The organism is Hirschia litorea (genome assembly GCF_042665075.1).
Classification (GTDB): Bacteria; Pseudomonadota; Alphaproteobacteria; order Caulobacterales; family Hyphomonadaceae; genus Hirschia; species Hirschia litorea.
On record NZ_JBHTBR010000002.1, the window covers coordinates 1,410,496 to 1,434,960 of the forward strand.

General features: G+C 46.5%; 22 protein-coding genes. 7 read left to right on the forward strand and 15 right to left on the reverse strand.

What is annotated here, in order from left to right; genetic code table 11:
• Positions 1-22: 22 nt before the first annotated feature.
• Positions 23-1,102 carry a peptide chain release factor 1 gene (gene prfA / locus ACFQS8_RS06630; protein WP_382166479.1) on the reverse strand — a complete coding sequence of 360 codons (1,080 nt, stop codon included), beginning with the start codon at positions 1,100-1,102 and terminating at the stop codon, positions 23-25.
• Positions 1,103-1,294: 192 nt separating this feature from the next.
• On the opposite strand from prfA, the gene ACFQS8_RS06635 reads away from it, so the two are divergent.
• Entirely contained in the window at positions 1,295-3,496 is a 2,202-nt protein-coding gene (locus ACFQS8_RS06635) for a putative bifunctional diguanylate cyclase/phosphodiesterase (protein ID WP_382166480.1), read from the forward strand.
• Between the two features lie 15 nt (positions 3,497-3,511).
• Here ACFQS8_RS06635 and ACFQS8_RS06640 read toward each other — a convergent pair whose 3' ends face one another.
• The 6 genes from ACFQS8_RS06640 to ACFQS8_RS06665 all read right to left on the reverse strand — a co-directional run bounded on the left by ACFQS8_RS06640 (position 3,512) and on the right by ACFQS8_RS06665 (position 11,463).
• Positions 3,512-3,937 carry an MAPEG family protein gene (locus ACFQS8_RS06640; RefSeq protein ID WP_382166481.1) on the reverse strand — a complete coding sequence of 142 codons (426 nt, stop codon included), beginning with the start codon at positions 3,935-3,937 and terminating at the stop codon, positions 3,512-3,514.
• Positions 3,938-4,006: 69 nt separating this feature from the next.
• Positions 4,007-5,317 carry a glucuronyl esterase domain-containing protein gene (locus ACFQS8_RS06645; RefSeq protein ID WP_382166482.1) on the reverse strand — a complete coding sequence of 437 codons (1,311 nt, stop codon included), beginning with the start codon at positions 5,315-5,317 and terminating at the stop codon, positions 4,007-4,009.
• Between the two features lie 102 nt (positions 5,318-5,419).
• Positions 5,420-6,535: a flavodoxin-dependent (E)-4-hydroxy-3-methylbut-2-enyl-diphosphate synthase gene (gene ispG / locus ACFQS8_RS06650; protein ID WP_382166483.1), complete on the reverse strand. Its 1,116-nt coding sequence runs from the start codon at positions 6,533-6,535 to the stop codon at positions 5,420-5,422.
• A 189-nt stretch (positions 6,536-6,724) separates the two neighbouring features.
• Positions 6,725-7,732, reverse strand: a complete 1,008-nt coding sequence (locus tag ACFQS8_RS06655) for a RodZ domain-containing protein (RefSeq protein ID WP_382166484.1) — start codon at positions 7,730-7,732, stop codon at positions 6,725-6,727.
• A gap of 91 nt (positions 7,733-7,823) precedes the next feature.
• A complete protein-coding gene (ptsP, locus tag ACFQS8_RS06660) occupies positions 7,824-10,085 on the reverse strand; it encodes a phosphoenolpyruvate--protein phosphotransferase (protein ID WP_382166485.1) in 2,262 nt (753 codons plus the stop codon).
• A gap of 127 nt (positions 10,086-10,212) precedes the next feature.
• Positions 10,213-11,463, reverse strand: coding sequence for an aspartate kinase (locus tag ACFQS8_RS06665; protein ID WP_382166486.1), 1,251 nt, complete (start codon positions 11,461-11,463; stop codon positions 10,213-10,215).
• A gap of 250 nt (positions 11,464-11,713) precedes the next feature.
• On the opposite strand from ACFQS8_RS06665, the gene ubiG reads away from it, so the two are divergent.
• The 3 genes from ubiG (at position 11,714) to ACFQS8_RS06680 (ending at position 13,726) form a co-directional block, all read left to right on the forward strand.
• The gene (gene ubiG, locus ACFQS8_RS06670; RefSeq protein WP_382166595.1) at positions 11,714-12,484 is read left to right on the forward strand and encodes a bifunctional 2-polyprenyl-6-hydroxyphenol methylase/3-demethylubiquinol 3-O-methyltransferase UbiG; all 771 of its coding nucleotides are present in this window, start codon (positions 11,714-11,716) and stop codon (positions 12,482-12,484) included.
• A 111-nt stretch (positions 12,485-12,595) separates the two neighbouring features.
• Complete coding sequence (locus ACFQS8_RS06675) at positions 12,596-13,261, forward strand: DUF924 family protein (RefSeq protein ID WP_382166487.1); 666 nt, start codon at positions 12,596-12,598, stop codon at positions 13,259-13,261.
• Entirely contained in the window at positions 13,262-13,726 is a 465-nt protein-coding gene (locus ACFQS8_RS06680; protein ID WP_382166488.1) for a YaiI/YqxD family protein, read from the forward strand.
• Here the strand turns inward: ACFQS8_RS06680 and ACFQS8_RS06685 are convergent.
• From ACFQS8_RS06685 to ACFQS8_RS06695, 3 genes are all read right to left on the reverse strand, one after another.
• Positions 13,723-14,184 (reverse strand): DUF1178 family protein, encoded by a 462-nt coding sequence (locus ACFQS8_RS06685; protein WP_382166489.1) that lies wholly within the window; start codon positions 14,182-14,184, stop codon positions 13,723-13,725. The two genes, ACFQS8_RS06680 and ACFQS8_RS06685, sit on opposite strands and share 4 nt — an antisense overlap.
• 77 nt (positions 14,185-14,261) lie before the next feature.
• Positions 14,262-14,516 (reverse strand): glutaredoxin 3, encoded by a 255-nt coding sequence (gene grxC, locus ACFQS8_RS06690; protein ID WP_382166490.1) that lies wholly within the window; start codon positions 14,514-14,516, stop codon positions 14,262-14,264.
• Between the two features lie 34 nt (positions 14,517-14,550).
• On the reverse strand, positions 14,551-15,354 hold the full coding sequence (locus ACFQS8_RS06695; RefSeq protein ID WP_382166491.1) for a ComF family protein: 804 nt from the start codon (positions 15,352-15,354) through the stop codon (positions 14,551-14,553).
• On the opposite strand from ACFQS8_RS06695, the gene ACFQS8_RS06700 reads away from it, so the two are divergent.
• A complete protein-coding gene (locus tag ACFQS8_RS06700; protein WP_382166492.1) occupies positions 15,342-16,355 on the forward strand; it encodes a methyltransferase domain-containing protein in 1,014 nt (337 codons plus the stop codon). The two genes, ACFQS8_RS06695 and ACFQS8_RS06700, sit on opposite strands and share 13 nt — an antisense overlap.
• A gap of 35 nt (positions 16,356-16,390) precedes the next feature.
• Here ACFQS8_RS06700 and ACFQS8_RS06705 read toward each other — a convergent pair whose 3' ends face one another.
• Genes ACFQS8_RS06705 through ACFQS8_RS06720 form a run of 4 tightly spaced genes read right to left on the reverse strand, consistent with a single transcriptional unit; the run spans position 16,391 to position 19,304 of the window.
• Positions 16,391-16,594: a Flp family type IVb pilin gene (locus ACFQS8_RS06705; RefSeq protein ID WP_382166493.1), complete on the reverse strand. Its 204-nt coding sequence runs from the start codon at positions 16,592-16,594 to the stop codon at positions 16,391-16,393.
• Complete coding sequence (gene mutT, locus ACFQS8_RS06710) at positions 16,564-17,010, reverse strand: 8-oxo-dGTP diphosphatase MutT (RefSeq protein ID WP_382166494.1); 447 nt, start codon at positions 17,008-17,010, stop codon at positions 16,564-16,566. The genes ACFQS8_RS06705 and mutT overlap by 31 nt, the downstream gene beginning before the upstream one ends.
• A 42-nt stretch (positions 17,011-17,052) precedes the next feature.
• Complete coding sequence (gene argJ, locus ACFQS8_RS06715; protein WP_382166495.1) at positions 17,053-18,279, reverse strand: bifunctional glutamate N-acetyltransferase/amino-acid acetyltransferase ArgJ; 1,227 nt, start codon at positions 18,277-18,279, stop codon at positions 17,053-17,055.
• A 47-nt stretch (positions 18,280-18,326) separates the two neighbouring features.
• Complete coding sequence (locus ACFQS8_RS06720) at positions 18,327-19,304, reverse strand: peptidylprolyl isomerase (RefSeq protein WP_382166496.1); 978 nt, start codon at positions 19,302-19,304, stop codon at positions 18,327-18,329.
• A 358-nt stretch (positions 19,305-19,662) separates the two neighbouring features.
• On the opposite strand from ACFQS8_RS06720, the gene secA reads away from it, so the two are divergent.
• Together secA and ACFQS8_RS06730 are read left to right on the forward strand one after the other, a co-directional pair.
• Positions 19,663-22,377, forward strand: a complete 2,715-nt coding sequence (secA, locus tag ACFQS8_RS06725; RefSeq protein WP_382166497.1) for a preprotein translocase subunit SecA — start codon at positions 19,663-19,665, stop codon at positions 22,375-22,377.
• Positions 22,378-22,608: 231 nt separating this feature from the next.
• On the forward strand, positions 22,609-23,352 hold the full coding sequence (locus tag ACFQS8_RS06730; protein ID WP_382166498.1) for a DUF481 domain-containing protein: 744 nt from the start codon (positions 22,609-22,611) through the stop codon (positions 23,350-23,352).
• 74 nt (positions 23,353-23,426) lie between these two features.
• On the opposite strand, the gene ACFQS8_RS06735 is transcribed toward ACFQS8_RS06730, so the two are convergent.
• Complete coding sequence (locus ACFQS8_RS06735) at positions 23,427-24,392, reverse strand: acetyl-CoA carboxylase carboxyltransferase subunit alpha (RefSeq protein ID WP_382166499.1); 966 nt, start codon at positions 24,390-24,392, stop codon at positions 23,427-23,429.
• Positions 24,393-24,465 lie beyond the last annotated feature (73 nt).

Here is a 24,465-nt window from a genome sequence, read left to right on the forward strand (position 1 = left end):
CTTTTTCCTTCTGCGTTATGATCTAATTGTCTTCCATCGCCGCCAGACGCGCAGCTTGATCCTCAGATATCAATGCATCAATAACTTCCGATACAGCATCACCCGCGAGTATTTGCTCAAGTTTATAAAGCGTCAGCTTAATTCGATGATCGGATACACGGTTCTCGGGAAAATTATAAGTTCTGATCTTCTCTGATCTGTCTCCGGACCCAACTTGGCTTTTGCGCGCATCCGCCATTGCAGCATCTTTTTCAGCACGCTCTTTTTCATAAAGGCGGATCTTCAACATTTCCATCGCACGTGCGCGGTTTGCATGTTGAGATTTCTCTGAAGACGTCACCATTATATTTGTCGGCAAGTGAATAATACGCACTGCAGAGTCTGTCGTGTTAACGTGCTGTCCACCAGCACCCGAAGCACGCATGGTATCAATACGAATGTCCTCAGGTTTAATCTCAATATTCACCTGCTCTGGCGCGGGCAATACAGCGACACTTGCAGCAGACGTGTGTATACGTCCGCCGCTCTCTGTTTTTGGAACGCGCTGAACACGGTGTACACCCGATTCAAACTTCATTTTCCCAAACACGCCCTTGCCCGTAACAGATGCAATTATCTCTTTATAACCACCCGCATCTCCTTCAGACTTGCTTTCAACATCCAGTTTCCAGCCCTGAATTTGCGCATAGCGCTGATACATACGAAACAAATCACCGGCAAAAAGCGCTGCTTCATCTCCACCCGTACCAGCACGCACCTCTAGCATGGCATTGGCTTCATCATCTTCGTCTTTAGGAAGCAATAATAGTTGAAGCGACTGCTCAAGTTTTGGCAATAATTCTTTGAGCTCTTCGCGCTCTTCTTGCGCAAGCTCCTTCATGTCTGGATCAGACGATTTATCTTCCAGAATAGAGTCAGCTTCTTTCAATGCATTGCGCGCGTCCAATAGCTCTTTCGCCATATCCGCAACAAGCTTCAACTCTGCATGATCTTTGGATAGCTGGACAATTTCAGCCGGGTCTGTTGCCACAGACATGCGTGCTTCTGTTTGTTCAAATCTATCAATCACCTGTGTTAGGCGTTCTGCAGACACTGAGGCCATAGAAATCGTCTCTTTCATTACTTAATCGCGAAGCTTTATATCGTGTGATCGCTCACGTCACTAGCTGAGAGCAAAAACGTACATGTTTTTGCTATTCTTCCGAATAGATAACTGACAAAAGCGTTTTTTTATTCCATCTTGTTAACCAAGCTCTCTTAGTATTCCGCCAAACGGAAACACTGAGGTATTGCTTTGATCTCCTTCAAGAAAATACAAAAAGCTATTCAAGCTTATTCAAAAAAGAACCTAGAAGAAGATCTTCCTCTTAAATCTCTCTTTGTCCTATTCGCTGCTGTCGTTGGGTTTATGTTCGCTGTTTTATACATGGTGAGCCAACACACCGATGAAATCGCCAAGAAGCAGCAAAACCACGTTTTCACGCGGCTTTTGGAAAACCACATCGATATTACCCAAGACATGCTCGAATTTATCATTCGGCTTCCAGACACAGAAGACATGCTGTCGGGTAATATGTCTAAAACGGCTATGAATACCAAAATAGCGCAACGTTTCGCTGATCGAATTGCCACGACTGATATTCTTGTCACCAATGGTGATGGTAACATCCTTTTTAGCGGCAGTTCGTATAGGTCCATCTATCCGCTAGATATTGTCGAAGCGAAACCCAAAATAGCTGAGCTTTTATCCAAGCTAAAAGAAACACCGGAAGACAACTTTTTATCTGACCGCCTTATTCTAAATGATGATGTATTTCAGTTATCCGTTCGCAAACTCCCCTATGAGGGACCAGACCGTTTCTTGTGGATCGCCACACCTCTTTCAAACATATTTGAAGATACGCAGCGCATACCTTTAGATATCATTCTCGAAGTTGGAACCAAACTTCCAAAATCTACAAAACTTGTCTTTGTCGGCCCTCTAAATAACCTAAATGGTGACACACTCGGCTGGCTTTCTTGGGAGAGAAAACTACCAGGCTATGCTGCCATATGGAATTATATTCCTGCACTCGCGATAGCTACTTTCTGCCTCATCATGGCAGCTTTCTTTTTCTGGTCCCAAGCACGCACAATCATGAAGGATATGTCGCGAGACCACAAAGATGCTGAAAGCCGCGCCCTACATGATCCGCTCACAGGATTAGCCAACCGCACATTACTCAAGCAGCAAATAGAAGCCGCTCAAGCAGATGTTTCACGCGGTAGAGAAGATTTCGCACTTCACCTCATTGATTTAGACAAATTCAAAGATGTGAATGACACAATGGGGCACCCAGCCGGAGATGAACTTATCCGTCAAGCTGCTCAACGCCTAAGAGATGCTTGCCGCGCCGGCGATACAGTTGCGCGCATTGGCGGCGATGAATTTGCAGTTATTCAAGTTGAAGCAACAACATCATCTACCGCCTCAAGGCTCGCACGGCGCATCAACGAACAAATGTCTCGTGCTTTTAACATTGATAGCAACGAAGTATTCGTCAGTGCATCCATTGGTATCGCACAGGATATCGCGGGCAAAACAGAACTTGAAGAACTTATGCGGCGCGCAGATATCGCGCTTTATCGCGCTAAGGCGAAAGGGCGAAATCAGTTTTGTTTCTTTGAAAAAGATATGGATGTGGAACTACAAGCTAAGCACAAAATCGAAACCGATTTAAGATTAGCCCTGCTAGAACCGCTCAAGAATGGACTGAAAGTCGTTTACCAACCACAAGTCTCAGCAGATGGTCGCCATATTCGCGGTATGGAAGCTTTAATTCGCTGGACACACCCTGAGCGCGGTAGTGTATCACCCGCCGATTTTATTCCAATCGCGGAAGAAAGTAATCTCATCGCGACCTTAGATGAGTTTGTGCTGCGCGAGGCATTCCAAACATCCGTAAAATGGCCCAACATCACAATGGCGGTAAATGTTTCCGCCAAAGAACTTCATGACGAATCCTACCCAAAACGCGTCATCAGCTTGGCGCGGGAATACAATGTGCGGCCCGACCAAATAGAATTGGAAATAACAGAATCCGTCCTTCTTGAAGACTCTCCACGCGTTACCCGAACGCTTAAAACACTTAAAGCGGCAGGCTTCAAAATTGCGCTGGATGATTTTGGCACGGGCTATTCTTCTTTAGCTTACCTTCGTCGTCATCAGGTCGATAAATTAAAAATTGACCAAAGTTTCGTCGCTTCTATTGGCGTGCGTGAAGATGCTTCAGCAGTCGTGCAAGCAATTTTGAGCTTAGGCGCATCCCTTGGTCTTTCGGTCACTGCAGAAGGCGTAGAGACCGCTCATCAACGGGACTCTCTACGCGCTCAAGGCTGCGCCTATCTCCAAGGTTATCTGTTCTCTCGCCCGTTGGAAAAGCAACATATAGCTGCCATCATGCACAAATTCTCTGCACGCAACCAGAAACAACAAAAGCTTCGTAAAATTTCATAGCTAAAAAAACATCAATTAGCCGATGAATAAAACCAGCAAATTTCTAAGCGCGATAACCAACAACACAACGCTAGCTAACGCAAAAACGCGAAAGCGCATTAACGCGTTATTCTTGGTGCATTGAATAACTGAGTGAACCACTCTCAACCCAACATAGCTCAACGCAAGACCTATATTGATTGAATCCGCTACGCCAACAAGGTGCGAATAGACACACAACGCATAAAACAAAGTCGGTTGTTCATGTAAGTGGTTGTAATTATCGGCAGCCCATACAGTTTGCGGTGGCAGTCCAGTCAATTCTTGTGTTCGCCTTGAGGGCATATTGCCAGCCCTCGCTTGTGCAAATAATTTTGGAACACGTTGATAGGCCATCCAAACCAACATGATGAGTGTCCATAAAACCAGCAACAAAACCGGCGTCAGCATTGTGAAAACCATAAAAGCGCACCCTATTTCCAGCATTGAATATCTGTGTTGAGTAAAGCTTAGACAGTTTATTTACAAACGCTAGCTCTCGTTAGGGAAGAACCAAGCATCCAAAAATGTTAGGAAATCCTCCCAATCATATTCACGGATACCGTGATGTCCTTTTGATATCTGAAAGGCCAATTCCCCTTTCGTTATATCCGCATCTTTCATCCCCGATTGGGCAAGCCCTTTCACACCGAGCAGTTTGTAAGCTGGATCAGCGCCTTGTGCTGCACGAAAGGCACCATTGGGATCAGACCACACATCATTCCAACTATTTCCCAACAACACAGGACGTGGCGCGACAAGGGCTATCAGCGCGTGTTGATCAATAGGAATATCAGATTCACGCTTGGAATAGCTGGCATAAGCATCATTAAACCAATGCGGATATTCTTCGGTAATTTTTTTCACCGACTCCCCATTGAGACTTTTCGTAAGTGTCGCTCCACCTGTTCCAGATTGGTGTGCAATAATAGCTTCTATACGGTCATCATGCGCAGCGCCCCATAGTGCCGCTTTCCCCTGTCGTGAATGCCCCCAAGCTGCAGTGCGAGCTGTGTCCATACGCATATCTTGATCAAGCACATCCAGCGCCCATCCATACCCTGCCGCCCATGCAGAAATGACCCCAACAGGGGCGTTCTCAGGCGATGTTTGAGATGCAATTTTCTCAATACCTATATGCGCAGTTTCGGCATTGTCGGCGGCTATCTCTGAAGAATAAATCGTCGCATACGCATATCCGCGCTTTAGCACCGCTTCTATCGGCGGACCTTCAATATATTCACCAAAGATCAGCTTAATAATGCTCGCCATAATCCCACCGCCGCCGCAAACACCACCAGCTTCAGGTGCCGTGAGGCCATCATGATGAAGCGCCGCACTATTTTGGCAGAAACTTTGAGCAACAATCAATGGCGCGGGTGTCTCAACCCCAGCAGATTGAGGGAGCACTAATCCAACATGAAAACGCGGACCGTTTTCGCCAATCTGGATGGTGTATTCTTCTAAACGTCCCGCGCCATTGGCATAATTCTCATCAATGAGTTTGTGCCCAATTTGATGCGCCTTAACGCCAGATGGATATGGGCCGTAAACATATTCAGATAATTGTTGTTTTAAAAACTCACGGCGCTCTGGCCATTGGCTCACTTGGGTGATTTGCCCCTGCTCATTCATAGCCGACAATATAGCGGGCTCAGCAAAAGGCGGACCTGTTAAATCTGTATCTGCGCGCTTTAATCCCAGCTGCACAGCGCATGATGAAGACATTAATAACATGCCAGCGCTTAAAACGAGACCTGTCGCTACAACAAAACGCTTCTTCCAACTTGATCGTGTCCGCAAAACCAGTTCCTCAAAAGACGGTAAATCCACTAGAGTTCACATCTGGAACCGAACACAGAAAAAAGCGAGCCTTCAATCTTCACATCTATGTGAACACCGCCGCTAAGCTTTTTCTAATCCGCGTAGATATTCAGCGCGCTTTTCGACCTGCTCAACAATGTGCTCGACCATATCCGCGTTAGAAAGCTTATGATCTGGCTTACCGCCAACATACATCATGCCCGCATCTTTGCCGCCCCCAGTAAACCCAAGGTCAGTTCCTGCGGCTTCTCCGGGTCCATTCACAACACATCCAATAATAGAAAGCGTGATAGATTCACGAATATGCTCAAGGCGTTGCTCCAGTGTTTCAACAGTCTTGATCACGTCAAACCCCTGACGCGCACAGGATGGACAAGCAATAATGTTGACGCCACGTGTCCGCAAATTCAGCGATTTGAGCATGTCAAAGCCAACTTTGATCTCTTCCACAGGGTCTGCAGACAAAGACACGCGTATTGTGTCTCCTATTCCCGCCCAAAGCAGATTGCCCATTCCAATCGCAGACTTAATTCCACCTGTACGCAGCGGACCCGCTTCTGTTACACCAAGATGCAATGGCGCATCCGTAGCTTCCGCCAGCCCTTGATATGCGGCGACAGTTAAAAACACATCGGATGCTTTTACAGAAATCTTATATTCTCTAAAGTCGTGATCTTCCAAAATACGCGCATGATCTAATGCGCTTTCAACCATCGCCTCAGGACATGGCTCACCATATTTTTCGAGCAAATGCCGTTCAAGCGAGCCGCCATTCACACCGATACGAATACAGCATCCGTAATCTTTTGCAGCTTGAACAACTTCACGTACACGATCTGCTGAACCGATATTTCCTGGATTGATCCGCAAACACGCCGCACCCGCTTTTGCTGCCTCAATACCGCGTTTATAGTGAAAGTGGATATCAGCAACGATAGGCACTTTTGATGCCTTCACAATCTCTTTTAAGGCGGCGGTTGAGTCTTCATCAGGGCAAGACACACGTACAATATCCGCGCCTGCATCTTCTAATCTGCGTATCTGATCAATTGTTGCGCCCGCATCTTGGGTTGGCGTATTCGTCATGGACTGCACACTAATGGGTGCATCACCACCAATTTCCAAATCACCCATTTTGATTTTGCGAGATTTACGACGCTCAATCGCGCGCCAAGGTCTGACCTGATCAATATTCATGAACTCAAACTCCGTCTATCCCGCCATATATAAATCATATGCGAACGATTATAATACCAGATGGCGCGAAGTGCTTCTTGGGTAAAGGGGGAAGACACGAGAAAACTCAAAAAATGATATGAGACACAGTGTTCCACCACACACTTTGCGCAGCGAAAAGCGTCCCATTTCAAATTGAAATCTAATCTCTTAATTTAATAGATCATTGCTTTCGAGCGGTTTACGCTTCAGCGCATCATCCACGGCAGCTGAGTATACAGGAAGCCCTGCTTCATCCAATGTACCTAATGATTGACCAGCTAGACGCCATTCAAATGCACCGCCATCTCTCGCGGTAATCGTCCAGCCCGCTCCAACGCGCGGCACATAAACATCACCAGGCGCAAGTTCACGCGACAAATATACTGTACCATCTGATCCGCGCACCTCAATCCAACTGCGCTCAATCGCACGCAATGTCAGATCGGAAGCGGATACAGGTGCAAGCGCTTCTGAATTTGTAAAACTTGTCTTAGGCGACGCATTCACCTTAGCAATAGTGACAGGTGTTTCGTCTGCCTTCCAAGGCTTCAAAATCAATGCACCGCCAATAGCGCAGGCAACCATAGTTGCTGCAACTGATGCCAGCACAGGTACAATCCAAGAGCGGCTTTGTTTTTCAGCTGTTTTCTTCAAAACAGTCGCAGCTTCTTCTTCCGTCAATTCCATAGCAAGCAAACCACATTCACTCAAAAAGCGAGTGGTCACATCTTGCGGGTCGGAAATTCCCAAAGCCTTTGCATAATTTCCTAAATACCCACGCAGATAAGATTGATATTTTGGCATGCCGGGCAGCAAGTTCGGCATCATATCTTCAATAGCGCCAAGATAGTCTTTGTGGATACGTGTTTCTTTTGACGCAACTTCCAGCGTCCAACCTTTCGCTTCACGTGCAGCACGTAAGCGCGGTCCCATGCGTTCCGCATTCAAAGCATCTGGTGCGACGACGACCAAGTGCGGCGGTTTACTCGCTGCAACAGGCGCATCACCAGCCCCAGAGTTTTTGGGAGATGTTTTGTTTGTATCGGGTATATCAGGTTTTATATCGGACGGTTTGTTCGATGAATTTGGACTCGTCACTTTGTGGTCGACAGCGTTTGCACTTGCGACTTCCATTGCTTCTGAATTTTCGCCGTTCTTATTAGCAGCGTTACTCATAAAACGATCCGTTCCGGGTTTTACCCAATGTTCGTGGCCCGCCCTCAACCCACAATACTAGTTAACAACACAAAGCATCTATAGCAATGCTTTAAACTTGTAAGTCAGATTGCTGAATGATCTTTAATATTTCTTTACGAAGGTCTGTGGTTTGAGAATCAATCAGAAAATTTACTTTCTCACTCACCTTCGCAAACTCCATGCCGCGTATCATACGCTTCATTGGGCCTAATCTAGCCCCTTGCATGGATAGTCTGCGATAGCCCAAACACGCTAAAACAAGCGCCTCTAACGGACGCCCAGCGGCCTCACCACAAATTGAAATTGGAATCTGTGCACGATTTGCACTTTCAACTATGTGCTTCATTAAGCTTAAAGCAGGATAGCTCAATAAATCGTACCGTTCTGATACAAGTTTGTTTTCGCGGTCAGCCGCAAAGAAAAACTGCATCAAATCATTCGTACCCACAGACAAGAAATCAACCTTGTCTTTCAGTGCATCAATCGAGAATGCAAACGAAGGTGTTTCCACCATTGCGCCGACTTCAAGTTTAGACGGCGTTTCGCGGCCAAACTTTTTCGCCCACTCAATTTCAGCATCAACAAGTGCGCGTGCTTCAATAAATTCCTTCACCGAGCACACCATAGGAAACATTAATCGAAGCGGTCGGCTCTTTGATGCGCGAATAAGTGCTCTCAGCTGACGCCGGAAGAAATACGGCTTATCCAATGCAAGCCGCAAAGCCCGCCATCCCAAAGCTGGGTTCTCTTCACGATCCCCGCCCATAAATGGCGCAACTTTATCACCACCAAGATCAAGCGTTCTAAATACCATAGACCGATCGCCAACGCGGGCCATCGCATCTTCATAAAAAGCGGCTTGCTCTTCTAATGTCGGTACAGTTTGCGAAGAAAGGAACTGAAACTCGGTTCGGAATAATCCAACCCCCTCAGCTCCCGTCGCTTCTAAATGGTCTAGGTCGAATGAAAGTCCAGCATTTAAAAACAACTCGAATTTTACACCGTCTTTAGTAACAGCTGGCAGGTCCACCAATTTGGCATATTCTGCACGTTCATCACCCGAAATAATAATGCGCTGATTATAGGTATCAACAACATCATGGGTTGGACGCAAAAACACCATGCCTGTAATCGCATCGACAATGGCTTCATCGCCTTGCTCAACACGGCTTACAATACCTTCAGCATCACCAATTGCAGGCACACCAATCGCACGGGCCACAATCGCAGCATGAGACCCCGCGCCGCCTTCTTCCAGCACGATACCAGACAGGTTGCAGTCACGATACTCAAGCAGTTCAGCCGGCCCCAATCGACTGGCCACAAGGATAGAACCCGGCAAGGGCTTATGGTCCGCAGCCCCTTCTCCCGATAAATGACGCAGCAAACGGTTCTCTAAATCTTCAAAATCATGCAGACGCTCACGTAAATAGGCATCTTTCGCATTCTCCAATCGCACGCGGTGCTCACGCCGTGTACGGTCTACCGCCGCTTCTGCTGATAAACCCGATTGTATGGCGTCATGCAAACGGGTTTCCCATGAAGGGTCATGCGCAAATAAACGATATGTTTCAAGAACATCGCGGCTTTCACCAAACAATACAGGCGTCGCACGATTGAGCATGGTATCAATGGATTGGCGCAATCCTGCAAGCGCAGCATCTAAACGCTCGCCTTCAGCTTCGGGATCTTGAGAGAAAAAACGCGCAGGCGAAACAACAGGGTCATGCAGATGAACTGGACCAATGCCCAATCCTTCATTGAGAGACCTCCCTGAAATCTCCCCAGGTGGCAAGGCCCGCAAGTCAAGTCCGATACGCTCATCAAGCGCAATCGCGACAATCTCTGCTAGGACCATAGCAATTGTCTGAAGAGACTCCATCTCCTCATCATCATAATTGCGCTCGGTACGGTTTTGAACAACCAATACACCCAAGACGCGGCCCCCGCGCAAAATGGGGACCCCCAGAAAACCATGATAGGGATCTTCGCCTGTTTCTGGACGATAGGAAAACCTTGGGTGACTTGGCGCATTTTTCAGGCGTTTAGGCCGCGCTGACGAGGCGATCAACCCAACCAAACCTTCATTTTCAGCAAGACGCGTCCGGCCTACAGCTTCACGCTCCAAACCTTCCGTCGCCATCAATAAAAGGCTGTTATCACCTGAACGCACATAAATAGAGCACACGTCCGCAACCATAGTTGTCGCAATAAGCTGGACGACACGGTCAAGCCTCTCCTGCTGCTCTGCTTCACTCGCCATGAGTTCGCGAAGACGACTCATTAAGAGGCGAGCTGTACCGGCTGCAACAAAAGTCCTGTTGGGGCTCATCAAGTGCATTTCCTTAGTAGTCTACCCACATATTCGATAGGTTGCGTTCAACGGCATCGAACACGTGGGTATTCCAAACGTTAGGACTGAAGATCAGTTTAATTCAAATGATCAAACTAACCAGACTTTATTCTGTATCCAAACCATAAGCTGTGTGGAGTGTCCGCACAGCAAGCTCGGTATAAGCATCTTCGATCAGAACGGAAATCTTGATTTCAGATGTGGAGATAACGGCAATGTTAATGCCTTTTGCTGACAGTGCTTTAAACATCAATGTTGCAACACCTGTATGACTGCGCATTCCAACACCCACAACAGAAACTTTCGCCACATTGCGGTTTAGTTCCAAACCATCATATTCCAGCTTATCACGTACTTTCTCGATTGTCTGGCGCGCAAGTTCAGCATCGCGATCAGCCGTCGTGAAAACCATGTTCTTTTTGCCCAGCGTTTTTGAATCCGCCTGAACAATCATGTCCACATTTACGCCAGCTTCAGACAAAGCTTGAAACAAGTCGCCTGCCACACCCGGATTGTCGGGCAGTCCTAGCAGTGTAAATTTTGCTTCATCGCGAGAATATGCAATTCCGCTAACAACTTGTTTTTCCACGATCTCTTCCTCATTACAGACCAATGTACCCGGGAATGCATCGCCATCTTCGACAAAACTAGACCGGACACGAATAGGAACATTGTGATTCATACCAAGTTCAACACACCGTGTTTGAAGCACTTTGGCACCCAATGATGCTAATTCAAGCATCTCTTCATATGAAATTTTTTCCATGCGACGTGCTTTCGGCACGATCCGCGGGTCGGTTGTGTAAACACCATCAACATCTGTATAGATGTCACACACATCCGCTTGAAGCGCTGCAGCTGCTGCCACCGCACTTGTGTCGGAACCTCCACGCCCTAGCGTAGATATACGCCCCTCAGGGCTAACCCCCTGAAAACCAGCAATGACAGCAATTTCACCGCCATCAACGCTGTTGCAAAAATCATCGCCATCAAAGCCAAGAATACGCGCTTTTCCATGCGCTGTATCTGTGCGCATAGCGAGCTGCCAGCCAAGCCAAGAGCGTGCACGATGACCACGCTTACGCAATGCAAGCGCAAGTAGGCCAGATGTGACCTGCTCACCTGATGCGACGACAACATCATACTCATCATCATACTGATCACCCACGAGCTTTCCGCCCGCAGCTTCATCTGCATATCCAACAAGCTTATTCGTTTCGCCGGACATAGCGGAAACGACAACAGCGAAACCGCCGCCTTCGTCTTCGACGCGCTTCGCCACAATGTCAGCGACGCGCTCAATCCGCTCTATGTTGGCGACTGATGTGCCGCCGAATTTTAGAACTGTACGTTTCATTTAGTCGGATTATTCCAGTGTAGTTATCATTGCCAAAGCAAACTTATTTTTATCTAATAGTCTTTCTCAACATGGTGCAAAAGCGATTGCCCATATATGTGAGCTCGCAGGTCTTTTATGCCGCAGATTGATTTGATGCAAATGCTGATATTCCCTAAGCATGAAAATGGCCACTTCTTTGAGCAATGACAAGGCAGATTCAGGTGCCAAACCTATCAATTTGCCTAGAAAAACTGAAAGTCTTGAATATATGTCTTCCCATAGCGACAAAATAAACAACGCAAACGGGCCAAGCATTGATGAAAATGAAATAGAAAAATTTCGTGCAATGGCTTCTGAATGGTGGGACCCTAAAGGCAAGTTCAAGCCTCTTCACAAATTTAATCCCGTAAGACTAGCTTTCTTACGTGACAGAATCACTTCGCATTTCAACTTGGACGACACACAGAGAACACCGCTTCAAGGCTTGCATATTTTGGATATTGGCTGCGGCGGCGGCTTAGTTTCCGAACCTATGGCTCGCCTTGGCGCACGCATGACATCTGTGGATGCAGGTGAAGCCAATATTAAAACTGCAATGACTCACGCCCAAGAAAATGGTGTGGATATTGATTACCGCATTGGCACAGCAGAAGAACTCGTAGAAAAAAACGAAGAAAAATTTGATGTCGTCCTCAATCTCGAAGTCGTCGAGCACGTGGCGGACGCCCATCAATTTATCAAAGATACAGCAAGCTTGGTTAAACCGGGCGGATTAATTTTTGTGGCCAGCATCAACCGCACGAGTAAGGCTTTTGCACTCGCCATTGTTGGTGCGGAATATATTATGGGTTGGCTTCCCAAGGGCACGCATGAATTTCACAAACTCGTCAAACCCGATGAAGTCAGAAACGCGTTAAAAGCCGGACATATGCAAATAGAAGAAACCACTGGGGTGAGCTATAATCCCCTATCTGGAGAATGGTCCTTGTCCTCAGACACAATGGTCAATTACATGTGTGTTGCGTCTAAATCAGAATAACACATATGAAGTGTTCAAATTCTGTTTCAAACGGCATATATGATATTGAACACACGGTGAGTTTTCATAAAATCTCGCCTTCAAAGCTGGGATAAAGGGATAAACACGACCATGTTTACAGATAACGCCATGATTGGCCGCAACATGCTCGAACACAAACGCGCAACACGCCCTCTTCAAAGCCCAGGCGACGTCTTGAATTTCTGGTTTGAAGATGCAGCTACAAATCCTGAAAAACTGTCTGAACGCAATTCATTCTGGTGGAATGGTGATGAAGAACTTGATCGTCTAATCGCCTCTCGTAGCCTTAAATTGCTGGCACGCCTTGCCTCTGGACTAGGTCAGTCTTGGGCTGAAAGAGGTCCTGCCGAGCGGTTGGCATCCATTATTGCTTTAGATCAATTCACACGCAGTATTTTTCGCGACACACCTTACGCCTTCGAAAACGATCCGCTAGCTCTTGAACTTTGCAAAGAAGGTTTAGCTCAAGACGAAGATAAGGGGCTTGCGCCTATCAAGCGCTATTTCTTCTATATGCCGCTCATGCATTCTGAAAACATAGACGACCAAGACAAATGTGTCTCTCTGTTTGCAAGCCTCATTGAAGATACTGACGACGCTTATATTGAGACAATCAGAAACGGGCATAAATTCGCCGTAAAGCATCGTGATGTCATCGCTCAATATGGTCGTTTCCCACACCGTAACAAGGTTTTGGAACGCACATCTACTCATGCTGAAACAGACTATCTCAGCCGTCCAGGTGCAGGCTTTTAAGTGACGTCACAAATTACAATCTTAATCGACGCAGACGCTTGTCCTGTTAAGAATGAAATCTTCAAAGTTGGCGAACGTCACAGTGCGCTTATTTGGGTTGTTTCCAACTCCTTTTTGCAAGTTCCGCGCATGCCAAATGTTAAGCAAATGGTTGTTGAAGCTGGCCCAGATGAAGCTGACAACTGGATTGCCGAGCAGAGTCATAAGCAAACGATTGTGATTACAGATGATATTTTGCTTACCGAACGCTCACTTGAAAAAGATGCAATCGTTCTAAAACCCGATGGCAAAGCCTTCACAAAGGAAACCATCGGCGCGGCAGTTGCCACACGCGCACTTATGGAACAATTGCGTTCAACTGGAGAGCAAACAGGTGGCGCAGCTCCTTTTTCACAAGCTGACCGTTCAAGATTTTTACAAGCATTACACGAAGCATGCGTAAAAATGAAAGCAAGCCAGTGCTAATTCAGCTTTTTGCCTTCTTTGGGTGAAGGCGGCGCAAAGGGCTCTGGCAAAGGTACAGCAGAAACGCCTTCATCCGCTAAGGATTTCGCCTCTTCTGGGGTTGCCTCTCCCCATACGGAGCGAGTCTCCACATCACCATAATGCATAGCCCTCGCTGTATCAGCGAATTTATCGCCCACATAAGAATGTGTTTTGGCAATATGCTCACGCACTTTAGACGCCACGCGCTCAATATCTTCAGGCGTAGGCATAGAGTCAGAATTTGGCGTGGTTGGTCGGCCAGATTTTCGACCTGAATCCCGTACCGCAGGTGCCATAATCTGCTTACTCACCTTGCTTGAGCCACATACGGGACATTCAACAAGACCAGCTTTAACTTGGTCATCATATGCATCTGACGAAGGGAACCAAGCTTCAAACTCGTGCTCCCCAATGCAGCAAAGGGCATATTTAATCATCGAAATGCGCCTTCTTACTTCCTCTGAAAGCGTAGTCCGCCTCCAAAATCCAGCCAGACTACACTTCGCTATTACTTTTAACTTAGCATATTATCCAGAGCACCATTGCGCTCTAATGCCATCATCTCATCGCACCCGCCAATGTGTTCATTTCCAATGAAAATCTGCGGAAAAGTAGATCCACCTTGAGAACGTTGAATCATTTCTTGCTTTTTAGCAGGATCACGACCGGCATCAATCTCTTCAAAGTCTACACCTTTTTTCTTCAAAAGCGAAACGGCGCGCGAACAGTAAGGGCACATTGCGCGCGTGTAGATCGTAACTTTGGCCATAAAATATTCCTTTAGACTCATTGGGACAATAAAATTATATAGTGGGATCTACAGGACTTACAACGCGTGCCAGTGTTACCACATCAACATGTGCTACACCTGAGCGTTTTAAACACTTCGCACAAGCCTCAACAGTTGCACCTGTTGTGAAAACATCATCTATCAGCACGACCCGCTTTCCCTCAAGACGTTTTAAATGCCTCTTAGGTATATGAAACGCACCCTCAACGTTGCGCCGTCGTCCCGACGCACTTCGTCCTGCTTGCGATAATGTATTTTTCTTTCGCTTGAGCATGTGGTGCGACAGTGTTTTTCCAGTCTTACGCGCAATCGCTGCTGCTAGCCAAAGCGACTGGTTATACCCCCGTTTACGCAACCGCGTTGGGTGAAGAGGAACTGCCATAATATAATCTGCATCAATAATTAAATCATTCGCGATTTGACAAACCCAATCTGCAACTTGGCCAAGTACAGACCGATCTCCACCGTTTTTAAACCGTAGCACTAACTGGCTTGTGACCTCATCATAAGCAAACACTGCCCTTGCTCTATCAAACGTAGGTGCACGCGCAATACACGCAGCACACTCCTCCATAGCATAAGCATCCCTCACATCCTGCAGGGCCTCAACAGGCGCACCACAGCACGCACACACAGGGCAATCTAAAAAGCGAATTTTTGTCCAAAACTCAGGCTCAATAAGCCCTGGGCCAGCAAGTTGCTTACCCGTCACAATGGAACGTTTTGGCCAAATAAGTTCATCAATCCATAGGATTAGTCGCCGTAGACGATTGCCTAACGCTTGGAAAAAAGCATATTTGCGCCATGACATCTTCATCTAAAAATTCAAATTCCCCAAACGCCCCCTCTTCAGCTTCCCACAAGCCTGACTCAGCAAAACTTGCGCCACCAACCACGCAAGCTATTGGCGCACCTGTAGTTTTTGATAGAAGGCTCGTCAAAAAACACAGAAATCGCGCAGCAAAACACTTTAAAAATCATGACTTTATAAAAAAACGTGCTGCCGAAGATCTTGCGGATAGACTTGATGTTGTCCCCCGTCCTTTTGATCTAATCTTGGACTTAGGCGCTCATTCTGGTGAAGCGACAAAGGAAATCCGGGCTAGAAAGCCGATTTCTGATCGTGTTGAAACGATAATAAGCACAGACCTATCCCCCAATTTCATATCCGCCGCTTCGGGTTTAAGAGCTGCTGCTGATGAGGAATTTCTCCCCTTCAAACCCTTCAGCTTCGATGCTGTCATCTCTAGCTTATCCCTGCATTGGGTAAACGACCTGCCCGGCACACTTATGCAAATCAGAAATGTCCTCAAACCAGACGGATTATTTATTGGTCAAATGCTTGGTGGGAAAACTTTAAATGAATTAAGGACTTGCCTGATAGAAGCCGAAACCGAAATTCGTGGCGGCGCGGCAATGCGGATCTCTCCCTTCGCTGATATTCAAGATATGTCATCCCTTCTACAACGCGCTGGCTTCGTCATGCCCGTAGCGGATACCGAGACCGTAAAGGTGCGTTATTCCAATCCATTTACACTTTTCAATGATTTACGCGGAATGGGTGAAACCTCAGCTCCAGCAACTACAAGTCAGACAAAAAAGTCACCCAATCTCACACGTACAATTTTATTTCGTGCCCTAGAAATATATAGTGAAAAATTCACTGATAAAGACGGTAAGTATTTGACAACATTTGAAATTATTACCGCTTCAGGCTGGTCGCCAGGACCCGATCAACCTCAACCTCTTCGTCGTGGCTCCGCTAAAGCAAGTCTTGCTGAAGCCTTAGGAAGCGTTGAACAAAAAAGCCCTCGATAAACATCGAAGGCTTTTCATGTCTTGTAAATTCTAAATTATTTAGATTGAGACGCGACCGCAGCATCCCATTGGACAGCAACATTCTCGATCTGAGCTGCATTTGAAGATCCCAGTAATTCTGCACCAGAGAGAATTGCCACTGCGATTAATGAAACTATCAACCCATATTCGATAGCTGTCGCCCCAGACTTGTCCGACAAGACTTGTTTTAGAACGTATCTAACTTTTGCTCCCCACATATCTTGTCTCCAGTCCATCTTCTAAATTCATCCATAAGCCCCACATCAGCGGGTGGCGTAGGATATTTCACCAAATCATTTGCGGTAACCCAAGCCAGAGATTGGCCTTCGCACCCTTTTGGTTCTCCTTGCCATTTACGGCACAGAAAAACCGGCATTAGGAGGTGAAATGTTTCGTAGGTATGCGAAGCGAATGAAAATGGCACAAAATCTTGTGTATCAACATCAATTCCCAATTCCTCTTTTAACTCTCTAACGAGGGCAAATTCTGGGCTTTCACCCTCTTCAACCTTACCGCCAGGGAACTCCCAGAGACCTGCTAAACTCTTACCTTCCGGTCGCTGCGCCAACAACAAACACCCATCTTCTCTCACGAGAGCAACGGCTGAAACCAGCACAAGCTTTAAATCTTCCATCTGTTTAATACACTTCTTTCAAGTTCCAGTTAGCATTGGAGTTTAAGTTCGATAAGATCCATTAATATCCACGTAACCATGTGTAAGATCACATGTCCAAACTGTCGCTTCTCCTGCACCAGCTCCGACGCTCACTCGAATAAAAATCTCTTCCGCCTGACAAGCTTTACTAGCCGCTTCTTCGGAATAGTTAGCCGCTCTCATTCCGTTTTCGGCAACCTGAATGTCGCCAAACCAAATACTTATGGCTTCTCTCTCTACCGGTTGATCGGTCTTCCCAACAGCCATCACAATACGCCCCCAATTTGCATCGGATGCAGCAAGTGCTGTTTTTACGAGGGGTGAATTAGCGATACTCGACGCAATTATTTTAGCTGAAGCATCAGATACCGCTCCCTCTACAGCTATCTCAATCAGCTTGGTGGCCCCTTCCCCATCTCGGACGATTTGCACAGCAAGGTCATGCATTAAGCTACGTAACCCTGTTGCAAACGCTTCGAGTTGAGGATCACTTAGATCATCAATATATGGGCCACTTTTCCGCGTCGCAAACAACATAACGGTGTCGGAAGTAGATGTGTCACCATCCACAGTAATGCAGTTGAACGTTTCATCTGTAAAACGCGATAAAAGCGCCTGGCAGACGGCCGGAGATAGATTGGCATCAGTAAAAATATATCCCAACATTGTAGCCATGTTGGGCATAATCATTCCTGAGCCCTTAACGACCCCTGCAATCCTAACATCGGCACCATCCATATTCACTTGAACATGGCTTGCTTTGGGAAAGGTGTCGGTTGTCATGAAAGCCGCCCCGACATCATTAAGGCTTGCGCTCCCCAAAGAAGGCCAGATCTCTTTCACTTTGTTCGCGACAAGGTTGGGCTCCAACGGCTCACCAATCACACCGGTTGCAGCAAGAAACACATTGGATTCATCACACCCAATTAGCTCACACATTGCAGCGACAGTTGCGTCGTTTTTAGCAATCCCCGCAGCACCCGTGAATGCATTCGAATTGCCAGCGTTGACGACAACGCCATGCGCTATACCACCACCATTTTCTAAAGCTTGGCGACACCAATCCACGTCTGCAGATCGTGTAGATGACCGCGTAAACACGCCCGCTGCAGATGCTGGCTCCGCGAAACGAGCGATGAACACGTCATTGCGATCCCCATAGAAACCGTTACTTCCCACTGCAAATTCAACACCTTCGATTTTTGGCAAAACAGGAGTTGATTGTGGGGCTAATGGTGATTTCGTCATTTGTTTTTTAGCCATGGGGTCATGCTTTCATTGCGTTCGTAATAAATTTATTCAGATTCCGTTTCAGCGCTTACAGCAGGCTCAACAGGATTGCCGTCTTCATCAATTTCTGGAGCTTGTGTAAACGCGTCCATTATTGGGCCCTCAACTTCATCAAACGAACGGATAATAGTCGCATCCTTGTGAAGTTTTTTCAGCAGACGTTCCAATTCCGTCGCGATTAGAAAATCCCATATCTGAGGACGCAGCTCTTGCAGTGTCGGCAAAGGTTCTGGCCGCTTTTCTTCTACTTTAATCACCACCCAACCTTTACGTGTTTCAAACGGTTGGGAGACACCGCCCATTGCAGTGTTTTTGATGGCATTCGCCAAAGCAAGCGGCGCGGTTTCTGGGTTCACAAACCCAAGATCACCGCCCTCTAGTCTCGTCTTTTCATCGATAGAACGATTGGAAGCCAAGACTGCAAAATCTGTGTCTGCATTCATTTGTTTCAGCATTGATTGGGCGGCTTCCTTTGTTGGAAGCACAATTTGGCGTACGCGGTATTCTTCACCCAATTGCAATTGCTTTAGATTTATCGACGTCTCGTAATATTTTTCGATGGATGCCTCATCCACGCCTTGCGACAACAATAAATTTCCGAGTAATCTATTCCTAATTACCTTCAAACGATGCTCAATCGCAGGATCTTTATCTAAATTCTGACGCTCAGCTTCCCTAGACAACAAATGATCATCAATCAGAGAGTTCAATATTCTTGTAAATTCAGGTGTATCTGGATCAAGCTTCCGGCCAGGTAGAAGAACGCCCTGTCCTTCTGCTTCCAATTCCACATCAGAAACATAAATAACATATCCATCTACAGTCGCTGCAATCACTGCATCATCAGATGCATTTGCTTGCGGCTGTATCAAAATCGCCTGCTCATCTTCACAAGCAGACAAAAGCATAATTGCGCCCACTGATACAAAAATTGATTTGATTGTTCGGGATATGTTGCGTGTCTCAGTTTGTTTGAGATGCATGATTCTATTTCCCATATGAATAAGTTCAATACTGAACGAAGAAGAGATTTCTACGTATGCAAGAAAGCCAATAGAGCTTCTCAATACGAATGGAGCTTCAATTAGTCGAGATAAATTCGTCAGAATTGGCTCGAACTGCATGAAAAATCGTACTTAACGGCCCAATGCTGCACCTAAGCGCCCAAGTCGCATTGACACACTAGGGGGCGCTGCTTACCTCTCCATCAACGGTTTTGCTTATGTAAACCATTTAAAGTTAGACAAAACCCTCCCTCTGGGTCTTATCGGCGGTAAATCCACTGCTAAGGCCTTAATAGTTATTTACACCCATTACGGGTAGTCGAACGGTAGTGTACTTATGTTTGGAATCGCCCAGAAACTATTTGGTTCCGTTAACGATCGCAATTTGAAGCCTTTCCGCGCTCGCGTGCAGCAAATCAACGCGCTTGAGCCGGTAACTGAAGCTTTATCAGATGATGCATTGCGAGGTCGAACGGCAGAGTTCAAACAGAAGATAGCCAATGGTGCACCATTGGACGATATCTTGCCTGAAGCCTTTGCCACTGTCCGTGAGGCTGCAAAACGTTCCATAGGTCTACGACACTTCGATACGCAGCTTATCGGCGGCATGGTAATGCATGCAGGTAACATTGCAGAAATGCGGACAGGTGAAGGTAAAACACTTGTGGCCACTGCACCAACCTATCTGAATGCCCTAGAAGGCAAAGGTGTTCACGTTATTACGGTGAATGATTATCTTGCCCAACGTGATGCTGAATGGATGGGACAGGTTTATAATTTCCTCGGCATGAGCTGGGGTACAATTGTTCATGGCATGGACGACAATCAACGTCGTGAAGCTTACGCAGCGGACATTACTTACGGAACAAACAACGAGTTTGGTTTCGACTATCTACGCGACAACATGAAATACTCATTGGCCGATATGGTGCAGCGCGGCCATCGTTATTGTATCGTGGATGAGGTGGACTCTATCCTGATTGATGAAAGTCGCACACCACTTATTATTTCTGGCCCAACGGATGACCGTTCAGAGCTTTACATCAAGCTTAATAATATCATCCCTCTTCTTGAAGACGACGATTTTGAAAAAGACGAAAAACAAAAATCCGTTGTTTTCACGGAACAAGGGAATGAAAAACTAGAAGAATTACTGACTCAAGCTGAATTGCTCGAAGGTTCTATGTATGAGCCTTCAAATGTTTCTGTAGTTCACCACGCAAACCAAGCTTTGCGTGCTCACAAGCTCTTCAAACGCGATATTGATTACATCGTTCAAAAGGGTGAAGTTGTCCTTATTGACGAGTTTACAGGCCGCATGATGCCCGGTCGCCGCCTTTCTGAAGGGCTTCATCAGGCGATTGAAGCTAAAGAAAAAGCAAACATCCAGCCTGAGAACCAAACGCTAGCTTCTATTACATTCCAAAATTATTTCCGGCTATACGATAAACTATCTGGTATGACGGGAACGGCCTCAACGGAAGCGGATGAATTCTCTGACATCTACAAATTAGGTGTGATCGAGATACCTACGAATAAACCTATTCAGCGTATAGACGATGACGATGTAGTTTACCGGACCGCAAAAGAAAAATTCAACGCAATCATTGATGATTTGGAAGATTGTGCAAAACGCGGACAACCTGTTCTTGTTGGTACAGTTTCTATTGAAAAATCTGAGCTTCTCTCAACATTGCTCGCCAATAGAGGCGTAAAACACCAAGTTCTCAACGCCTTACACCACGAGCAAGAGGCTCAAATCGTTGCGCAAGCAGGTGTACCAGGTGCGATTACCGTTGCGACCAACATGGCCGGTCGCGGTACAGATATCCAACTTGGTGGTAATTTGGAAATGCGTATCGAGCAGGAAACTGCCGAAAAAGAATCCAAGCTAGGACGCGAACTCACGCCGGAAGAAGCGGATGCTTTAAAGAGCGAAATCGCCGCAGACATCGAAGAGAAAAAGAAAATAGCTCTTGAAGCAGGTGGTTTATATGTTCTCGCCACTGAGCGCCATGAAAGCCGCCGTATCGACAACCAGTTGCGTGGTCGCACAGGCCGTCAGGGTGACCCAGGTCGCTCTAAATTCTTTATATGTTTAGAAGATGATCTTCTTCGTATTTTTGCAGCAGATCGCCTTGATTCCATCATGCGCCGCTTGGGAATTGAAGAAGGTGAAGCCATTATCCACCCTTGGATGAACAAGGCACTCGAAACATCCCAACGCCGTGTTGAGCAACGCAATTTCGAGATTCGTAAAAACCTTCTAAAATATGATGATGTGATCAATGATCAGCGTAAAGCGATCTTTGAACAGCGTATCGAATTCATGCATGCAAAAGATGTCTCCGAAGATATCCGCGACATGCGCCATCAGACGCTTGAGGCAATGGTGCATTTGCACATGCCTGAAAAAGCATTCCATGAGCAATGGGATATTGATGGTCTAGAAAAAACTGTCCTTGAAGAACTCGCTCTGCCTGCACCAATCCGCACATGGGCTGATGCAGAAGGTGTGGCAACTGAAGAAGTTGCAGATAAACTTATTGAATTTGCTGATGATGCCTATGCTAAGAAAGCCATTGGCGTCGGTGAAGAGCGTATGCGCTGGATTGAAAAACAGGTTCTCCTTCAGGAAGTCGACACGCGCTGGCGTGAGCACCTTTCAAACCTAGACCAATTACGCTCAGTTGTTCACCTTCGCGGTTATGCGCAACGTGACCCTCTAAATGAATTCAAATCTGAAGCATTCGCACTCTTTGAAGCACTTCTAACCGACTTAAGAAGCGCCGTCACAACAATGCTTATGCGTTTACAAGTCGCTGCGGATGATGGTCCTGCACCAACGGAAGTTACACCAGCAGAACCGCCTAAAGCGGTATTTGAAACACACATAGACCCACAGACTGGCCAAAATGAGCGCGCTGAAGAACCTCAAACTTCAACGCCGGCAGCTTGGGATCGCACCCCACGCAACTCAGCTTGTCCGTGTGGCTCTGGTAAAAAATACAAACATTGTCACGGCGATGTGAGTGCACAAGCAAAAGCTTAACTCCACAGACGGCTAGCAGAAAATCAAAAGTGGCGCGGTTCTTTCTAAAGAGCCGCGCCACTTTATATCTGTAACTTTAACTTTTCGTCAGAACTGTAAGCAGACTCTTGAACCAAGGTGTCAGTTATGGTGCGTTAAGGATAACTACCTCAAAAAAAACATGTTCATCACTTTTAAAACACCCCTAATAGTGACACACCGCGTATATTATAAAATGCAGGATTCTCCCCGATGAAGTTCTCCCCCCTTCTTCTCCTAGGTATTAGTTCAATCTCGATGTCGGCCTACGCACAAGCCACTTATAATGGTGAGGGCTCTTTTACTGCCGGCTACACGACAGGAAACACTGAAACAAAGGATGTGGGGATTGGGCTAAAGCTCTCGCGAGAAGGCAATATTTGGCGCCAATCAGGAGAATTCAAAGCCGACTATGGTGAAAATGCCAGCACAGAAAACAAAAACCGCATTTTCACAGCAGCACAATTAGACCGAAAATTCGATAATCCACGCTGGTCAGCTTATGGCCGCACGACACACGAACAAGACCAGTTTTCAGGGTTTGACAGCCGCACATTCGTCGGGGGTGGTATTGGTTATATTGCACTTGAAGGCGACAAAGCGACTTGGACAATTGAAGGTGGGCCGGGTTGGCGCTTTGACGTTGTCCAAGCCACCACGCGCAATGACATCTTCTATCCGAGTGACCGCGAAGATAGTGTCGCGCTTCGTGCGGGTTCTACTTTTAACTATCAGTTCAATGACAATGTAACCTTCTCAAACGATACAAACGCCGTTTACACGCAAGCGTCCACTCAATTTATCAATGGTCTGTCGCTTACGGCCAACCTGTTCAATGATGTATCGGCCCGTTTTTCCTTTGACGCGAGATATGACACTGACCCGCCAAGCGGAAGAACGGAAAAAACTGATACGGCGAGCAAAATCTCTTTTGTGTACGCCTTTTCCAATCGCTAAAATTTCTTCCAAAACAAAAAGGCTCCAATCATTTGATTGGAGCCTTTTCAATATTAGAAACTCAAATAATTTTCTTAGTTTAAGCCTTCACGGCCAATCGCATAAAAACGGTCTTTACGCTGCTGGCGTAGCTCTTCTGGAGAGAGATCTTTAAGCTCCTCCAATGAGCGATCAATTAAGTCACTCACTCTAATAAACACTTCTTCTGGCGCGCGATGCGCCCCACCCATAGGCTCTACAACGACTGAATCTACAATATTCATTTTTTCAAGATCATCAGCCGTGATTTTCATGGCTTCAGCAGCATCTTTGGCACGCGCAGCATCGCGGAAAAGAATAGATGCCGCACCTTCAGGTGAAATCACAGAATAAATAGAATGTTCCAACATAAACACTTTATTTCCCGCAGCCAATGCCACAGCTCCACCTGAACCACCTTCACCCACAATAATAGAGATCATTGGTGTTTTCAGCGTGAGGCACTTCTCGATTGATTTTGCCAATGCTTCAGCTTGACCGCGCTCTTCACCGCCACGTCCAGGAAAAGCCCCCTTGGTATCAACAAGCGCAATAACAGGCAGGTTAAACCGTTCAGCTAGCTCAAACAAACGGTATGTTTTACGATAGCCTTCTGGGCGCGCCATACCAAAATTGTGTTTGATACGTTCTTCAGTTGTACGCCCTTTTACATGGCCAACAACCATAACAGGAATGCCTCTAAAGCGCGCCAATCCACCAACAAGCGCCTCATCATTCATGAATTTGCGGTCGCCTGCGAGTTCAACCCAGTCCGTGAACAGATTTTCAACATAGTGAAAGAAATCTGGACGGTCGGGGTGACGGGCAACTTGGGTCTTCTGCCATGCCGACAAGTTAGAATAAATATCACGCAATTGCTTGTCTGATTTTTCACGCAGCTTTTGCACTTCATCTTCAATAGAAGCGCCGCCTTCAGCAGCCGCAGCTTCAAGCTCGACGATTTTCTTTTCCATTTCGGCAAGTGGTTTTTCGAAATCTAAAAAAGTTGATGGCGTGGACACAGTAAATCCTTACATTCTCGGCAAATTGCAACAAGTACAGTTACGCGGTGCAGCCACCTGACGCAAGCCTCAA

What these genes read in the sequence shown, in the direction of transcription:
- prfA (WP_382166479.1), bottom strand. Translation starts at nt 1,102, where the DNA reads ATGGCCTCAGTGTCTGCAGAACGCCTAACACAGGTGATTGATAGATTT.
- ACFQS8_RS06640 (WP_382166481.1), bottom strand. Translation starts at nt 3,937, where the DNA reads ATGGTTTTCACAATGCTGACGCCGGTTTTGTTGCTGGTTTTATGGACA.
- ispG (WP_382166483.1), bottom strand. Translation starts at nt 6,535, where the DNA reads ATGAATATTGATCAGGTCAGACCTTGGCGCGCGATTGAGCGTCGTAAA.
- ACFQS8_RS06655 (WP_382166484.1), bottom strand. Translation starts at nt 7,732, where the DNA reads ATGAGTAACGCTGCTAATAAGAACGGCGAAAATTCAGAAGCAATGGAA.
- ptsP (WP_382166485.1), bottom strand. Translation starts at nt 10,085, where the DNA reads ATGAGCCCCAACAGGACTTTTGTTGCAGCCGGTACAGCTCGCCTCTTA.
- ACFQS8_RS06665 (WP_382166486.1), bottom strand. Translation starts at nt 11,463, where the DNA reads ATGAAACGTACAGTTCTAAAATTCGGCGGCACATCAGTCGCCAACATA.
- ubiG (WP_382166595.1), top strand. Translation starts at nt 11,714, where the DNA reads ATGTCTTCCCATAGCGACAAAATAAACAACGCAAACGGGCCAAGCATT.
- ACFQS8_RS06675 (WP_382166487.1), top strand. Translation starts at nt 12,596, where the DNA reads ATGTTTACAGATAACGCCATGATTGGCCGCAACATGCTCGAACACAAA.
- ACFQS8_RS06685 (WP_382166489.1), bottom strand. Translation starts at nt 14,184, where the DNA reads ATGATTAAATATGCCCTTTGCTGCATTGGGGAGCACGAGTTTGAAGCT.
- grxC (WP_382166490.1), bottom strand. Translation starts at nt 14,516, where the DNA reads ATGGCCAAAGTTACGATCTACACGCGCGCAATGTGCCCTTACTGTTCG.
- ACFQS8_RS06700 (WP_382166492.1), top strand. Translation starts at nt 15,342, where the DNA reads ATGACATCTTCATCTAAAAATTCAAATTCCCCAAACGCCCCCTCTTCA.
- ACFQS8_RS06695 (WP_382166491.1), bottom strand. Translation starts at nt 15,354, where the DNA reads ATGAAGATGTCATGGCGCAAATATGCTTTTTTCCAAGCGTTAGGCAAT.
- ACFQS8_RS06705 (WP_382166493.1), bottom strand. Translation starts at nt 16,594, where the DNA reads ATGTGGGGAGCAAAAGTTAGATACGTTCTAAAACAAGTCTTGTCGGAC.
- mutT (WP_382166494.1), bottom strand. Translation starts at nt 17,010, where the DNA reads ATGGAAGATTTAAAGCTTGTGCTGGTTTCAGCCGTTGCTCTCGTGAGA.
- argJ (WP_382166495.1), bottom strand. Translation starts at nt 18,279, where the DNA reads ATGACGAAATCACCATTAGCCCCACAATCAACTCCTGTTTTGCCAAAA.
- ACFQS8_RS06720 (WP_382166496.1), bottom strand. Translation starts at nt 19,304, where the DNA reads ATGCATCTCAAACAAACTGAGACACGCAACATATCCCGAACAATCAAA.
- secA (WP_382166497.1), top strand. Translation starts at nt 19,663, where the DNA reads ATGTTTGGAATCGCCCAGAAACTATTTGGTTCCGTTAACGATCGCAAT.
- ACFQS8_RS06730 (WP_382166498.1), top strand. Translation starts at nt 22,609, where the DNA reads ATGAAGTTCTCCCCCCTTCTTCTCCTAGGTATTAGTTCAATCTCGATG.